This window comes from Enterobacter vonholyi (genome assembly GCF_008364555.1).
Taxonomy (GTDB): domain Bacteria; phylum Pseudomonadota; class Gammaproteobacteria; order Enterobacterales; family Enterobacteriaceae; genus Enterobacter; species Enterobacter vonholyi.
This window is the reverse complement of record NZ_VTUC01000003.1, coordinates 354,367-369,885: the sequence shown is the minus strand read 5'-3', so window position 1 is coordinate 369,885 and position 15,519 is coordinate 354,367. Positions and strand designations below refer to the sequence as shown.

General features: G+C 56.5%; 14 protein-coding genes and 1 pseudogene. 7 read left to right on the top strand and 8 right to left on the bottom strand.

The annotated features are described in order from the left end of the window. The first annotated feature begins 84 nt into the window (after positions 1 to 84). The gene (locus F0319_RS06155; RefSeq protein ID WP_133294805.1) at positions 85 to 657 is read left to right on the top strand and encodes a DedA family protein; all 573 of its coding nucleotides are present in this window, start codon (positions 85 to 87) and stop codon (positions 655 to 657) included. Positions 658 to 1,136: 479 nt separating this feature from the next. Here the strand turns inward: F0319_RS06155 and F0319_RS06150 are convergent, their stop codons facing one another. Beyond that, the gene (locus F0319_RS06150) at positions 1,137 to 1,901 is read right to left on the bottom strand and encodes an SDR family oxidoreductase (protein ID WP_023615867.1); all 765 of its coding nucleotides are present in this window, start codon (positions 1,899 to 1,901) and stop codon (positions 1,137 to 1,139) included. A 50-nt stretch (positions 1,902 to 1,951) separates the two neighbouring features. Further along, positions 1,952 to 3,370, bottom strand: coding sequence for a multidrug resistance outer membrane protein MdtQ (gene mdtQ / locus F0319_RS06145; RefSeq protein ID WP_149366484.1), 1,419 nt, complete (start codon positions 3,368 to 3,370; stop codon positions 1,952 to 1,954). 203 nt (positions 3,371 to 3,573) lie between these two features. Between mdtQ and yohP the strand changes: the two genes are divergently transcribed. Further along, positions 3,574 to 3,657 (top strand): small membrane protein YohP, encoded by an 84-nt coding sequence (gene yohP, locus F0319_RS22610; RefSeq protein ID WP_015572324.1) that lies wholly within the window; start codon positions 3,574 to 3,576, stop codon positions 3,655 to 3,657. A 39-nt stretch (positions 3,658 to 3,696) separates the two neighbouring features. On the opposite strand, the gene F0319_RS06135 is transcribed toward yohP, so the two are convergent. The 6 genes and pseudogenes from F0319_RS06135 to F0319_RS06110 all read right to left on the bottom strand — a co-directional run bounded on the left by F0319_RS06135 (position 3,697) and on the right by F0319_RS06110 (position 11,513). Then, on the bottom strand, positions 3,697 to 5,091 hold the full coding sequence (locus tag F0319_RS06135) for a glycoside hydrolase family 1 protein (protein ID WP_149366483.1): 1,395 nt from the start codon (positions 5,089 to 5,091) through the stop codon (positions 3,697 to 3,699). A gap of 12 nt (positions 5,092 to 5,103) precedes the next feature. Then, positions 5,104 to 7,069, bottom strand: a pseudogene (gene bglF / locus F0319_RS06130) (PTS beta-glucoside transporter subunit IIABC). A gap of 24 nt (positions 7,070 to 7,093) precedes the next feature. Further along, positions 7,094 to 7,927, bottom strand: coding sequence for a BglG family transcription antiterminator LicT (licT, locus tag F0319_RS06125; protein ID WP_149366481.1), 834 nt, complete (start codon positions 7,925 to 7,927; stop codon positions 7,094 to 7,096). Between the two features lie 166 nt (positions 7,928 to 8,093). Continuing rightward, positions 8,094 to 9,383: a carbohydrate porin gene (locus F0319_RS06120; RefSeq protein WP_420889902.1), complete on the bottom strand. Its 1,290-nt coding sequence runs from the start codon at positions 9,381 to 9,383 to the stop codon at positions 8,094 to 8,096. Between the two features lie 358 nt (positions 9,384 to 9,741). Continuing rightward, a complete protein-coding gene (gene dusC, locus F0319_RS06115; RefSeq protein WP_133294811.1) occupies positions 9,742 to 10,674 on the bottom strand; it encodes a tRNA dihydrouridine(16) synthase DusC in 933 nt (310 codons plus the stop codon). Between the two features lie 41 nt (positions 10,675 to 10,715). Then, positions 10,716 to 11,513, bottom strand: a complete 798-nt coding sequence (locus F0319_RS06110; RefSeq protein ID WP_149366479.1) for an AraC family transcriptional regulator — start codon at positions 11,511 to 11,513, stop codon at positions 10,716 to 10,718. A gap of 59 nt (positions 11,514 to 11,572) precedes the next feature. Here F0319_RS06110 and F0319_RS06105 point away from each other — a divergent pair, with 59 nt between their 5' ends. The 5 genes from F0319_RS06105 (at position 11,573) to sanA (ending at position 15,413) form a co-directional block, all read left to right on the top strand. Beyond that, positions 11,573 to 12,277: a type 1 glutamine amidotransferase gene (locus F0319_RS06105; protein WP_149366478.1), complete on the top strand. Its 705-nt coding sequence runs from the start codon at positions 11,573 to 11,575 to the stop codon at positions 12,275 to 12,277. A gap of 190 nt (positions 12,278 to 12,467) precedes the next feature. Continuing rightward, complete coding sequence (locus F0319_RS06100) at positions 12,468 to 12,863, top strand: CidA/LrgA family protein (RefSeq protein ID WP_111965323.1); 396 nt, start codon at positions 12,468 to 12,470, stop codon at positions 12,861 to 12,863. Then, a complete protein-coding gene (locus F0319_RS06095; RefSeq protein WP_111965322.1) occupies positions 12,860 to 13,555 on the top strand; it encodes a CidB/LrgB family autolysis modulator in 696 nt (231 codons plus the stop codon). The genes F0319_RS06100 and F0319_RS06095 overlap by 4 nt, the downstream gene beginning before the upstream one ends. Positions 13,556 to 13,684: 129 nt before the next feature. Beyond that, complete coding sequence (cdd, locus tag F0319_RS06090) at positions 13,685 to 14,569, top strand: cytidine deaminase (protein WP_149366477.1); 885 nt, start codon at positions 13,685 to 13,687, stop codon at positions 14,567 to 14,569. Between the two features lie 127 nt (positions 14,570 to 14,696). Next, positions 14,697 to 15,413 carry an outer membrane permeability protein SanA gene (gene sanA, locus F0319_RS06085; protein WP_008500918.1) on the top strand — a complete coding sequence of 239 codons (717 nt, stop codon included), beginning with the start codon at positions 14,697 to 14,699 and terminating at the stop codon, positions 15,411 to 15,413. The last annotated feature ends 106 nt before the right edge of the window (positions 15,414 to 15,519 follow it).

Below are 15,519 nucleotides of genomic sequence, written 5' to 3'. Positions count from 1 at the left end.
GGGAAATTTCCGTTGATTTCCCCGCTGTTGATTCATGGGGTATATGATTAAACGAGGTACGCTGAGGGAGATAACATTTACGTAATGGATATTAACGCACTCATTGAACAATATGGATATGCCGCGCTGGTCATCGGCAGCGTAGCAGAAGGTGAAACCATCACGCTGTTAGGGGGCGTCGCCGCACATCAGGGATTACTGAAGTTCCCGCTGGTCGTTGCCGCGGTCGCGCTGGGTGGAATGATTGGCGATCAGCTGCTCTACTTTCTGGGGCTGCGCTTTGGGCCAACGCTGCTTAAACGCTTCGCAAAGCATCAAAAGAAAATCCGCCGCGCTCAGCGGCTCATTCAACGTCATCCATATCTGTTCGTCATTGGCACGCGCTTTATGTATGGCTTTCGCATTATCGGGCCGATACTGATTGGTGCCAGTCATCTGCCGCCAAAAATTTTTCTGCCGCTCAATATTGTGGGCGCGGTTGCCTGGGCGCTGATCTTTACGACGCTCGGTTACGCAGGGGGCGAAGTGATTGCGCCATGGCTGCATAATCTCGACCAGCACCTGAAGCACTGGGCGTGGTTGATTCTTGTGGTTGTGGCGGTGATTGGGGTTCGACTGTGGCTGAAGCACCGGGAAAAGACGCGGGATGAGGAGTGAGTGCGGCCTGATGCCCTCACCCTCATGGCTGAGGGTTCCCCACAAAATAATGCCTGCACGGACGACCCCCTCTCCCTTGAGGGAGAGGGTTGGGGTGAGGGGGAACATACGGCTGTGGAGGTCATTCCGTTCACTTTATGTTCCTTGCTACTCTGAAACGACATGACCGGTGAACGTGCCAGGGTGGCTCAATCGCCACCACCCTGGCGACCCGGGCTCCCGGCGGTAAATCGCCGCTTCGCGGTGCCCTCAGCTTATTCCTTCAGGCTATCGGGTCGGGCATGAGCCTGCATCCCTGCAGGCCACGCCCTCTCGGCGCATCCCTGCGCCTCGCCCCGGCCTTACGGAAACGCTTCGGCGATTTACAGCCGGACCAGGGCGTCGCTGTAAGCTATTAATTTTGCTGAAGCAACGTTCATCGCTTCAGGTAAAAAAATTACTGGGGATTCCTCAACCCTGTGGGAGAGGGAGAAAGGTTACTACCCCTCCGGCTTAAACTGCGGGTTCGCCAACATAAAGCCCCCGTCGACGATAAACGATTGCCCTGTAGTATAGCTGGCGTCGCTGTCGCAAAGCCACGCCACCAGGCTGGCAATCTCTTTAGTGTGGCCCGGCCTTGCCAGCGGTATTTCCGGCATTGAGCCTTCCTTCACTTCGCTGTCGTCCATGTCATTCATCGGCGTGGCAATGGCACCCGGCGCGACGGCATTCACCAGAATATTGTGCTTAACCAGCTCCATCGCCATGGATTTGGTTAACCCGCCGAGCGCATGTTTTGCCGCCGTGTAGGCGCTCGCCTCCGGCAGCGGCGTGTGCTCATGCACCGAGGTAATGTTCACAATTCGCCCCCCTTCCCCCTGCTTCACCATCTGCCGGGCGGCAATTTGTGAACAGAGAAACGCGCCGTCCACGTCGACGGTGAAAATATTCCGCCAGTCGTCAAACGGCATTTCAAGGAATGGCGCTTTGGTCATCGCACCCGCATTATTGACCAGCACGTCCAGCCGGCCAAAACGCGCAATCAGCGTTTCAATAGCCTCTGCGCCTTCCGGCAGTGTGCTTAAGTCAAGATGGATAGCCTCTGCGCGCTGCCCCTGCGCTTCAACTTCTCGGCAGGTTTCCAGCGCCCCTTTTTCATCCGAATGCCAGGTGACGCCAATATCAAACCCGCGCTCTGCAAGCATCAGCGCCGTGGTTTTACCGATCCCGGAATCCGATGCGGTCACAATCGCTACTCTGGTCATACTCACCTCCTGAAAAACTGCAAAGAGGTAAGTATAGATAATGACCTTTTTTAGCCATGATGATAGCCACCGCCCAGCGCCGAGGTCAGCTGCAGCGTGGCGTCGACATACTGCCCCTTTAACAGTAATCCTTCGAGATGTTCTTTGAGGGCCGGTATTCTGGCTTCACTGACCCGAGAGCCCGCAACGATCCCCGCGCTGAAACGCGCCTGGGCAAGCGCCACAACGCGTGCCGCATCTTTTTCAACCTGCTGCTGGTGGCTGTTCTTCGCCGTCAGCGTTTCGACTTCACTGGCCGTGCGTGCCACCTGATTGACGGCTTCGACCACCGCTTTGTTGTAGTTCGCCACCGAGAGATTATTCTGCGCCTGAGCGATATCCAGGCTGGCGTTCAGCCTGCCGCTGTCGAAAATCGGCAGCGTCAGCCCGGCGGTCATGCCCATCTGCTGCGCGGAAGAGCGGAACAGATCGCTCAGGTGCAGGGCATCCTGCTGTAAGAATGCCATCAGGTTCACGTCAGGGTAGAAAGCCGCTCGGGCAGCCTCCACTTCGCTCATAGAGGCTTCGATATACCAGTGCGCCTCCTGAAGATCCGGACGACGTGCCAGCAGTTCATAGCCGAGCGTCGACGGTAACGAGGCTTCCACCGTCGGCAAGGCGTGCCGCGTCAGCGTCACGGAAGAGGCGTTCGTCAGCGCGACCAGGCGCGCCTCAACGGCTTTCATCTTCCCGTTTACTTCTGCCAGCTGCGCTTCGGTTTTGTTGGCGTTGATATCCGTTTCGACGCCCTCAACGGAGGAGGTGATGCCGTGTTGATACAGCTCGCGATCGGCACCGATAATATTGTCCTGCTCATGTTTGATCTGCGCGAGGACCTCCCCCACGGCGGCCTGCGTTTGCCACTCCCAGTAGAGCCGCGCCACGCTGCTGGCCAGCAGCTGACGCGTCTGCTCCAGCTCCGCTTTTTGCGCATTCACTTTGCCAATCCGGGCCTCGACCCGGGCGCGATTTTTTCCCCAAAGATCGAGATCCCAGCCTGCGGTCAGGCCAAAGGTGCCGTTGGTGTACCACGGCCCGGTGGTGCCTGCAGCCGGGTCGGTAAAGGCAAACGGCCCCATCAGCCCTTCGGCGGACATTTTCTGGCGTTCCGCATCGGCGGAAAAATTAATCTGCGGACCGTCGGCTGCCATTACGGCTTTGGCCTGGGCTTCGGCAAGCGTAATGCGCTGACGGGCAATCTGCATATCAGGCGCATCGCTCAATGCTTTAGCAATAAGGCCGTTAAGTTCGGGATTGTTATACTCTTTCCACCACTCATTTTTCGGCCAGTCGGTATGACGAAGCTGCGTATTCACCGACGCCGCAGCGGTTTGCGTTTTAATGGGAGATACCGTGGCATGTTCAGGCGCACAGGCTGCCAGAATAAAAACGAAGGGAGCACTCAGAGAAAAAATAAGAGAACGTTTCATGACGCCATAAACTCAAAAAATAAAGGCGCACGTTACGCTCAGTGTCGTTCATTTTTTTAGTAACGCGTGGCAATCCGCAAATTGTCATACATCTTAATACACGGAAATTTATTCCTAAAAATAATGATTAAATTTAATACATTCATGCCAACCATAAATACGCTGCTACACTTATTCAGGACATACATGAGCGGGAGAAGGGAATGAAAATATTACTGTGGGTTATTTTGATTATATTTCTGATAGGTCTCTTAGTGGTTACCGGTGTATTCAAGATGATTTTCTGATTCCTTTGCCCGGCGCATCGCCGGGCAACGTCCTCGATATCAGGCTTTCAGCGAAGCACCTTTCGTAGCAATAACCTCTTTATACCAGTAGAAGCTCTTTTTGCGGCTGCGCGCCAGCGTGCCTTTTCCGCTGTCATCGCGATCGACGTAAATAAAGCCGTAGCGCTTAGAGAGTTCAGCTTTAGACGCGCTCACCAGATCGATTGGCCCCCAGCTGGTATATCCCATCACCTCAACGCCGTCATCAATTGCCTCACGCACCTGTACCAGATGGTCGTTAAGGTAGCTGATGCGATAGTCATCCTGCACCACACCGTCCGCATCCGGTTTATCCTTCGCCCCGAGGCCATTTTCCACGATAAACAACGGCTTCTGATAGCGATCCCAGAGCACGTTTAACAGGGTACGCAGGCCGATGGGGTCAATCTGCCAGCCCCATTCGGAACTTGCCAGATACGGGTTTGGCACCATGCTCAGGATGTTGCCGCGCGCCTGCTGGTTGAGAGCTTCATCCGCGGTAACGCAGCCCGTCATGTAGTAGCTGAAGGAGATAAAATCGACGGTCGATTTCAGCGCTTCGCGGTCGGCGTCCGTGACCTCAAGCTGAATACCGCTGTCGCGGAAGAAGCGCTGCATATACCCCGGGTAGGCGCCGCGGCACTGCACGTCGCCAAAGAACTGCCAGGTGCGGTTTTCCTGCAGCGTCTTCAGAACATCTTCCGGCTTGCAGGTCAGCGGATACATCAGGCCGCCCAGCAGCATGTTGCCAATTCTGGCATCAGGAACGATCTCGTGGCAGGCCTTCACCGCCAGCGCGCTGGCCACCAGCTGGTGGTGGATTGCCTGATACACTTCACCTTTGCTGCTGGTTTCCGGCAGGCCCACGCCGGTCATCGGCGCGTGTAGAGACATATTGATCTCGTTGAAGGTCAGCCAAAGCTTCACCTTCTCTTTGTAGCGCACGAACACGGTACGGGCATAGCGTTCAAAGAAGCCGATAGTCTGGCGACTGCCCCACCCGCCGTACTGCTTCACCAGCCCCCACGGCATTTCGTAATGCGACAGCGTCACCAGCGGGGTAATGTTGTGCGCAGCAAGCTCGTCAAACAGCCGGTCGTAAAACGCCAGCCCCGCCTCGTTAGGCTGCTGCTCATCGCCGTTCGGAAAAATGCGGGTCCAGGCAATGGAGACGCGCAGGCAGCTAAAGCCCATCTCAGCGAACAGTTTGATGTCTTCCGGATAGCGATGATAGAAGTCGATGGCAACATCCTTGATGCCGCTGTCACCCGCCACGCGCTCAACCACCGGGCCAAAGACACCGCGCGGCTGAACGTCTGAGGTGGACAGCCCTTTTCCCTCTTCCAGATACGCGCCCTCTACCTGATTCGCGGCAACCGCGCCGCCCCATAAAAAATCGTCCGGGAAAGTATTCATCACGTTCTCCTGTTATTGATGGCTTACGCTGAGTAACGGCGCACCGGCACTGACGGACGTTGCCGCCACGGTCACCACGTCGCGATACTCATCGCTGTTACTGATAATAATCGGGGTCGCCAGGTCGTATCCGGCATCGATAATCGCCTGTCGGTCAAACTCCAGCAGCAGATCGCCGGGCTGCACCTTGTCACCGACCTTTACATGGGCGGTAAACGGCCTGCCGTCGAGCTTCACGGTGTCGATACCCACGTGGATCAACACTTCAATCCCGCTGTTGCTAAGCAGCCCAATTGCGTGTTTGGTCTGGAACAGCGAGGCCACAACGCCGGCAAACGGGGCAACCACTTTGTTATCGGAGGGAATAATCGCGGCACCGCTGCCCAGCAGGCCGCTGGCAAAGGTGGTATCCGGCACCTGGTCGAGCGCCAGCACGGTGCCGGTCATCGGTGCCAGCACATCGTTTTCACCCGCTGGCGCAACAGCCTTGGGCGCTGAGCGTGCTGGCATACCCGCCACCAGCGTCAGGCCGCAGCTCAGCACCAGCGCCACCGCGGTGCCGATCACGCCTCCCCACAGCGTGGCGTTTACCCCACCAGGCGGAATCATCTGGGCGATGGTAAAGATATTGGCGAAGCCGAAGGAGTACACGTGAGTGTCGCTGAAGCCGACAATCGCCCCGCCGATAGCCCCCGCCACGCAGCCGAAAATAAACGGACGGCGCAGCGGCAGGTTTACGCCATACACTGCGGGTTCGGTGATACCGAAAATACCTGCCGTCACGGATGAACCGGCCAGCATTTTCTGACGCGCATCGCGGGTGCGCAGGAAAATACCCAGCGCCGCCCCCACCTGACCAAACACAGCGGGCAAGAGCATGGGCAGCATGGAGTCATGCCCCAGCACCGCCAGGTTGTTAATCATCAGCGGCACCAGCCCCCAGTGCAGGCCAAAAATAACGCAGACCTGCCATAGCGCGCCCATCGCCGCACCCGCCAGCCACGGCGCCAGAACGTAAATACTCTGATAGCCGTTCGCCAGCAGCTGGCTCAGCCAGGTCGCCAGCGGCCCGATAACGAGGAAAGTCAGCGGCACGGTCACGCCCAGACAGATCAGCGGCGCGAAGAAGTTTTTCATCGAGGAAGGCAGCAGCCTGGTGCTTTGTTTTTCAAGCCAGCAGCTCACCCACGCGGCGAGAATAATCGGGATCACCGACGAGCTATAGTTGAACCAGGTGACAGGGATGCCCAAAAAGGCGTCCGACACCGCGCCCGGCTGCTGGCTGGCGTTAAACGCGGCAATCATTACCGGATGGGTGAGCGCCCCACCGATCACCATGGTAATAAACGGGTTGCCGCCGAATTTTTTCCCGGCGGTATAGCCCAGCACCATCGGGAAGAAGAAGAACAGCGCGTCGCTGGCGGCAAACCAGATTTTATACGTGCCGCTCCCGGTCGTGAGCCAGCCGCATACCACGGCCAGCGCCAGCAGCCCTTTCAGAATACCGGACGCGGCCAGAATGCCGATAAACGGGGTGAAGATCCCGGAGACGATGTCAATCAGGCGGCCCAGCAGGTTCCCCTTTTCGCCCTTCTCTTCCGCGACGGGCGCGTCGTCGGTAAGGCCTGCTTCATTGCGCACCGCCTGCCAGACGTCGTGAACGTGGTTGCCAATCACCACCTGAAACTGGCCGCCGCTTTCGACTACCATGATCACGCCCGGGTTTTTCTTGAGCCCTTCCGCATCGGCGCGTTGATTATCTTTAAGTTTGAAGCGAAGCCGGGTCGCGCAGTGCACAAGACTGACGATGTTCTCTTTTCCGCCAACGTGGCCGAGAATATCCTTCGCTAAAGCCTGGTATTCCATCTCGATTTCCTTACATCCGATGCCCGCAGGCACCTGTTGACTGAGTACAAAAATAAAAAAACCCGAGAACGGCCTTCTGACGAAGGCCGCGCTCAGGTTTTGCCTGCGTGATGCAGTAACAATCCTGTTTTGAGGCTTAACGCCCCTCTTTTCTCACCCGCTCGATATGAATGGCGAGGAACATAATTTCTTCGGTCGTCAGCTCACGCTGATAGCTTTTGTTCAGGTGCTGGGCGATTTTCTCGGCGCATTTCCACGCTTTCGCGTAGTTGTCTTTTACTGCCGTATGCAGCGAGACATCGTCATCTTCCACCACGGTGCGGGAGAGCATCCGCTGGGCAAAAAACTTCAGGTGGGTGACAAAACGCTGATAGCTGAGCGACTCTTCGTCATACTCAAGCTGCAGCTGATACTTCACCAGCTGGAGGATCTCCTGCATTACCCGCGTCACGTGCATCACCTCCGGCATTTCGCTGTTCAGCTGCGCGGTGACCAGATGCAGCGCGATAAAACCGGCCTCATCCTCCTCCAGTTCGACGTTCAGGCGTCTGGCGATAATGGCCCGCGCCTCCTGCCCTAACTCGAACTCCTTGGGATACAGCCGTTTAATATCCCACAGCAGCACGTTTTTGATGGCCAGCCCGTTCTTCTGCCGCTCAATCGCAAAGTAGCAGTGATCGGTGAGGGTGATATACAAGCTCTCCTGCAGCTTGCCCAGCCGCTGCGTCGCCAGCCCGATGATGCGGTCGCAGGTGGTCATCACCTCCAGCGGAATTTGACTCAGCAGCTCCCCAAGCCGACGCACCAGTTCATCGCTTTGTAACGCAAACACCTTTTCAACCAACGCGGTATCCAGCGCTTCACCGACGCGCTTCTGAAAGGCCAGCCCACGGCCCATCACCACCTGTTCACGCCCGCGCTCATCCTGAACAACCACCACGTTATTATTGAGTATCTTGGCGATTTTCATCGGAACCCCAGAAACAAAAAAACCTGACCTCCGGCAGATGCCAGAAAATCAGGTTTTGCCTGCCTAAGCAGTAACAATCCAGTTCTGGCACTCTATCAGTTTCATTCGTAGCCTCAATGTGTCACGCGTCAGAAACGTGACGCGGATCGAACTTGCTACGGTGATATCAGAAGGTCACCACCGTTTTCAGCTCGGTGACCCAGGCATCCTGGGTGCGGCTGACCCCGCCGGGATGATGCCAGTACTGAATGCCCGGCTGCAGCTCGAGCCATGACGCCGGACGAAAACGGTAGTAAAACTCACCGTTCAGGGAATGGCCCGGCACCGGGTGATATGCAGGATTGTTGTAATCGCTAACGCCGCTCAGGCTGTTCAGATAACGCTGGTTGCGGGCGTACTGGCTGCTCATATCAATCCAGGTTAAGCCAAAGCCAATCCAGTCTTCCGGTCGCGCATCAAACAGCCCGCGGTAGCGCAGCGAGGCGGCGTAAACCTGGTGCATGTAGTTACTGCTCTGATCCGCAAGGCTCATGCTGAACGAGGTGCTCAACCCGCGATTCGGATCGTCCTGATGCTGCGTTAGCTGCTGGTTCAGTCCGGCGTACATAAACCAGGTCCGGCTGTGGGTAGCGAATCCGTCCGGGTCCGTCGCCCCCGCCCCACCCGATTTGCCGCGATAGAGATCGGTTTGCGGCGCGTTGGTAAATACCACGCCCAGGTTGTACGCGCCCGGCAGGCCGTCAATCAGCGGACGCGCTTCGATTTCAACCGGCAGTAAGATCCCTTTGCTGCCCTTCGTCGACCAGCTCCACGCATGGCTGCGGCTGGCGGCCTGCGGATTCTGCTCCATCACGCCGCCTTTTAAGGTCAGCGTCGGCGTGAGTTTATAGGCAAGCGTGGTGCCCCAGGTGTGCACGTTCCAGTTGTTCCAGGTCAGCGAGTTGGCGGACTTTCCGCCGCACTGGGACAGCAGCTGGAAATCACAGGGGATAATTTGATCGAAGGTCTGTACCTTGTTCATCATCCCTATGCGCCAGGTCAGACGCCGGTCGTCAAAGCTGCGGGCAAAGGTCAGCCAGCCCAGACGGGTAATCGACTGCCCGCCCCAGCTCTCCTGGGTCAGATCGTTGAAGTTGACGCGCGGGTCCTGCACGCGTTTGGTGGTGAGATCGTCATTGTGGTTGCGGTTAACGATGTTTCCCTCGATACGCGCGTCCGGGATACCGGTCCAGCGCTCCAGGTCCTGGTTGAAGGTCAGCGCGAACTGGTCAATATAGGCCACGTGGGAGTCGTGGTTATAGCCACCGCCGCCGTTCCAGCCGAACTCATTCAAATAGCCGAGATTGTACGTAAAGCCGTTATCGTTGAGAATTTTACGCACACCGAGCATATTGCCGAGAAGCGGCGCCGGTGGAGCCTCAAAACCTAGTACCGTACCGTTCCAGTCTTGCGCCATCGACAGCGGGGATATCGCCAATAAGGCGAACGCATAGAGTTTATTTTTATATGCCATGATAACAACCTGTGATTGAGTATTGAGTGCGTAACCGGCCGCAGGAAGTTTTTCTATTTCCTGTCGATAATTCATTTTTTAAAATCATTAAAAAGCGCTAAGCCAAATGTCTCTCCTGCGTAAACGACAGGCAAAAAAAAACCTAAGCGCTCCACAGCGAAAATGCTGTGAAACGCTTAGGTTTTGCCTGTTAACCAGTAACAATCCTGCGTTGAAAACAGTGGCACCTTAACACCGTCGCGCCACGTTGAAAACCTGAACTGTTTTCTGTTTTAAAAAAGTGTGAGCAATTTAACGCTTATTATTTCGACTGAATTACCCGGGCAATATCAGCCGACGTCTGTAAAGTACGAATCTCCTGAAATAACCCCAGCGCTTCATCGTACTCTTTGCGTAAATAACTCAGCCACTGCTTAATTCGCGCGACGTGATACAAACCGGTATCGCCCTGCTTTTCCAGACGGCTGTATTTTTGCAGCAGCGTGACGACGTCTGCCCACGGCATTCGCGGTTCGTTATATTTCACCACCCGGCTGAGGTTAGGGACGTTCAGGGCGCCGCGACCGATCATTACCGCATCGCAGCCGGTGGCCTGCAGACAGGCCTGCGCGCTCTCGTAGTCCCAGATTTCGCCGTTAGCGATCACCGGAATAGAGAGGCGTTTGCGGATCTCGCCGATCGCATGCCAGTTTATGCGCTCGGCTTTGTAGCCGTCTTCTTTGGTGCGGCCATGCACCACCAGCTCGGTGGCTCCGGCCTGCTGCACCGCATCGGCGATTTCAAACTGCCGCGCGTCGCTGTCCCATCCCAGGCGCACCTTAACCGTCACCGGCAAATGCGCGGGCACGGCCTCACGCATGGCTTTCGCGCCGCGATAAATCAGCTCAGGATCTTTCAGCAAGGTCGCCCCGCCGCCGCTGCCGTTCACCAGCTTCGACGGACAGCCGCAGTTGAGATCCACCCCGTAAGAGCCCAGCTCAACCGCGCGGGCGGCGTTTTCCGCCAGCCATTCAGGATACTGGCCGAGCAGTTGAATACGCACCAGCGTGCCGGAAGAGGTCCGGCTCTGGTTGTGCAGCTCGGGGCATAGACGGTAGAAGGATTTTACCGGCAACAGCATATCGACCACGCGCAGAAATTCCGTCACGCAGAGATCGTAGTCGTTCACCTCGGTCAGAAGCTCGCGCACGAGGGAGTCGAGCACGCCTTCCATTGGGGCCAGTAAAACACGCATAGCAGTACCTGTGAAAAAAGACGCGCTATAGTAGCCGCTCTCTATATCGCTGGGAAGCGCTTCTGTTCAGGGAGAAAGTCAGCCGGAGTTGCCCCGACAACGGCGCGAAACGCCGCCGCAAATGCCGCCTGCCCTGAAAACCCCAGCATCCAGGCCACCTGCTTAACCGGGTATCCGTTGGCGAGCAGGTCCAGCGAGGCACAGATCCTTGCGCGCTGTCGCCAGGCCCGGAAGCTAAAGCCGGTATCTTTGATAAACGCGCGTGAGAATGTGCGTTCAGACATAGCGGCCTGTTCCGCCAGCCTTTCCATAGAAACATCCCAGAGATTGCTGGCAATGATGTCACAGGCAACGCGATGTAAGCGCTCATCCACGGGCATCGGTAATTCGGCCGAGATTTGCTGAGCTTCACTGAGAATGTCGAGCAGCAAAACGGCCATGCTGCGCTGACTGGCTGGCCGGTATTCCGCGCTGAACAGCCCGGCAATCAGCTCTTTGAACAACGCTGTTGCCATAATGACGTGAACCTCTTCTTTCCGTTTAAAAGATCCGCATTGCGATATCAGCGTGGGGCTAAACCAGACCGCGCGGAGCTCCGTTGCGGATAACACGCTATAGGTGTGTTCCTGAAAGGGAGGGATCCACAGCGCGCGCTGCGGCGGTATGACCCAACGCTTATTGCCGGTTTCGACCAGCATCACCCCTTTGATGGCAAACAAAAGTTGCCCCTGTGAATGCTGGTGAGGCGGATCCACTTCGCCGCGCGTATAGCTAATAGCCCCTCTGGACCATCCGATGTCATCGTCATGAATTGGCGTTTTATCGATAACGGTTGGCATTTCACATTCCTCCCTTCCACTTATGATGCTGCTTGTACATGTAACCGAAGAGAGACGCAATGCACATTCAATTTATCATTCATGAACATTTCGAAGCGCCGGGCGCCTATGAAATCTGGGGGAAAAGCCGCGGCCATACTCTGAGCTACACCAGAGTTTATCAGGGCGATCCTTTACCCGAGGAGCCGGGGACCACGGACCTGCTTATCATCATGGGAGGCCCGCAGTCCCCCGCTACCACGCCTGAGGAATGCCCCTGGTTCGATGCACAGGCGGAGAAGGCACTCATCAGCCGCGCGATAGAGGCAGGTAAAACGGTGATAGGCGTTTGTCTTGGCTCGCAGCTTATCGGCGAAGCGCTGGGGGCAGCGTTTAGCCATAGCCCGGAAAAAGAGATCGGCAAATTTCCCGTCAGGCTCACCGATGCAGGCAAGGCGAACCCGCTGTTTGCGGATTTTGGCCACGAATTGAACGTCGGTCACTGGCATAACGACATGCCAGGGTTGACGCCGCAGGCTAAAGTGCTGGCTTACAGCGAGGGCTGCCCCCGTCAGATCGTGGAATATGGCGAACGGGTTTACGGTTTTCAGTGCCATATGGAGCTGACGGCGGAGGTGGTAGAGTTGCTGATTGAGCATTCGCAGAATGACCTCAGCCGCGCGGATGAATTCCGTTTTGTCGAAACGGCGGAAAAACTCCGCTCGCATGATTATCGCGAAATGAACCAGGTGCTGTTTTCTTTTCTCGATAAACTGACCGCCTGACGCTGATGCCTTCTCTGGCGCGTTACTTCGCCAGTGCAATTCCTTTCCTCTAAACTATTGCCTGCACCAGTAAGATGATACCGGACGTTCCATTCCGGAATGTCTGGTATGCTCAAAATTCATGATGTGATCCGTGGCACATTTTTGGGTTTAATTGTATGATGAATGCGTTTCAGCAAGGACTATCACCATGAGCAAAACATTGAACATTATCTGGCAATATCTGCGCGCATTCGTCCTGATTTACGCCTGCCTGTATGCCGGGATTTTCATCGCGTCGCTGCTGCCCATCACCATTCCCGGCAGCATTATCGGCATGCTGATCCTCTTTGTTTTGCTGGCGCTGCAAATCCTGCCTGCAAAGTGGGTCAATCCCGGCTGCTTCGTCCTCATTCGCTATATGGCGCTGCTTTTCGTGCCTATCGGCGTCGGGGTCATGCAGTATTTTGATTTGCTCAAGGCCCAGTTCGGCCCGATTGTGGTCTCCTGCGCGGTCAGTACGCTGGTGGTTTTCCTGGTGGTGAGCTGGAGTTCGCATCTGGTGCATGGCGAACGTAACGTGATTGGGGAGAAAACAAAAAAATGATGGCCAATATCTGGTGGTCGCTGCCGCTCACCCTCGCAGTATTCTTCGCCGCACGTAAGCTTGCCGCGCGTTTCAAAATGCCGTTGCTGAACCCGCTGCTGGTGGCAATGGTGGTGATTATTCCGTTCCTGCTGCTCACCGGCATTCCTTACGAACGCTACTTTGCCGGCAGCAAAATTTTAAACGACCTGCTGCAGCCCGCCGTTGTGGCGCTCGCCTTTCCTTTATATGAGCAGCTGCACCAGATCCGCGCCCGCTGGAAATCCATCATTACCATCTGCTTTGTCGGCAGCCTGGTGGCGATGATCACCGGTACGTCGGTGGCGCTGTTGATGGGGGCCTCGCCGCAGATTGCCGCCTCTATTCTGCCTAAATCTGTGACCACGCCTATTGCGATGGCGGTTGGGGGTAGCCTCGGCGGTATTCCAGCAATTAGCGCGATGTGCGTTATTTTCGTCGGTATTCTCGGCGCGGTGTTTGGCCACAGCCTGCTGAACGGTATGCGCATTCATACTAAAGCGGCACGAGGACTGTCGATGGGGACAGCTTCCCACGCCCTGGGCACTGCCCGCTGCGCGGAGCTGGATTATCAGGAAGGGGCGTTTAGCTCGCTGGCGCTGGTGATCTGCGGGATTATCACGTCCCTGCTGGCCCCGTTCATTTTCCCGCTTATTCTGGCGGTGATGGGCTAAAATTTGCGATGCGTCGCGCAAATTTCATTTTGCTTTCATAAGTTGCATACATAATGAGAAGTGGATCACATATAAAGCCCTGGCGGCTCCGTAAACTACCGATCCATTAACCTTTATGAGGCAAACGCCATGCACCCACGTTTTCAAGCTGCTTTCGCCCAGCTTGCAGAGAATTTGCAGTCAGCCCTGGCTCCCGTTCTGGCAGATGCACACTTCCCCGCCCTGCTGAACGCGGAGCAGGTCACGATGCTGAAACAGGCAACGGGACTTGACGAAGACGCGCTGGCTTTCGCACTGCTTCCTCTGGCTGCCGCCTGCGCGCGGGCCGATCTCTCCCATTTTAACGTCGGGGCCATTGCGCGCGGCGTCAGCGGTACCTGGTACTTCGGTGGCAATATGGAGTTCCTGGGCGCGACCATGCAGCAAACGGTTCACGCCGAGCAGAGCGCCATCAGCCACGCCTGGCTGCGCGGTGAAAAAGCCCTGAGCGCCATTACCGTTAACTACACTCCGTGCGGCCACTGCCGTCAGTTTATGAACGAGCTGAACAGCGGGCTGCAGCTGCGCATCAACCTGCCGGGTCGCGCGCCGCACACGCTGGGCGATTATCTGCCTGACGCATTTGGTCCGAAAGATCTGGATATCAAAACGCTGCTGATGGACGATCAGGACCACGGTTTCGCCCTGTCCGGCGATGACCTGAGCCAGGCGGCGATTACCGCCGCCAACAAGAGCCACACGCCGTACAGCAAGTCCCCGAGCGGCGTGGCGCTGCAGTGCCGCGATGGCCGAATCTTCACCGGCAGCTATGCGGAAAACGCCGCGTTTAACCCAACGCTGCCGCCGCTGCAGGGCGCACTCAACCTGCTGAACCTGAACGGCTATGATTATCCGGACATTCAGCGCGCCATTCTGGCTGAGATTGCCGATGCGCCGCTGATCCAGTGGGATGCCACCGCCGCAACGCTCAAAGCGCTGGGCTGTACGACGATTGACCGCGTACTGCTGGCGTAATCCTTCCGGCGGGCAGAAATGCCCGCCAGTTTGCTGAAAAACCCCTCAGTTGAGTCGCTGTTTCTTGCGCTAACCAGGCGGGTAAAGTAGCCTGAGTTAAATTTCACCTTCGGTACGAGCCATCTGCATGTTAAAGCGCGTTTTTTACAGCCTGTCTGTCCTGGTCGGCATACTGCTGTTGATCGTGCTGGGTCTCGACCGCTGGATGAGCTGGAAAACCGCCCCCTACATCTTTGATGACCTGCAGGACCTGCCGTATCGTCAGGTTGGCGTGGTGCTTGGCACCGCCAAGTATTACCGCACCGGCGTAATCAATCAGTATTACCGTTACCGCATTCAGGGCGCGCTGAACGCCTACAACAGCGGCAAGGTGAACTACCTGCTGCTGAGCGGCGATAACGCCCTGCAAAGCTACAATGAACCGGTGACGATGCGTAAGGACCTGATTGCTGCGGGCGTGGATCCGGCCGATATCGTGCTCGACTACGCCGGGTTCCGCACCCTGGACTCCATCGTGCGCACGCGCAAAGTCTTCGACACCAACGACTTCATCATCATCACCCAGCGCTTCCACTGCGAGCGCGCGCTGTTTATCGCCCTGCATATGGGCATTCAGGCGCAGTGCTACGCGGTGCCGTCGCCAAAAGATATGCTGAGCGTGCGCGTGCGCGAGTTCGGCGCCCGCTTTGGTGCCCTGGCCGATCTGTATATCTTCAAACGCGAACCGCGCTTTTTAGGCCCTCTGGTGCCGATTCCGGCGATGCACGAAGTGCCGGAAGACGCGCAGGGTTACCCGGCCGTCACGCCCGAGCAGCTGCTCGATATGCAAAAAAAAGAGAAATAACGGGACCGCCTTTATACTTTCTTTACGGCCGGCCTGACGCTTTTTATCTCCCCTTTACGTCTGCTCTTTTAAGCTGAGTTCACTGCCGCTACGGCTTCATTGAAGA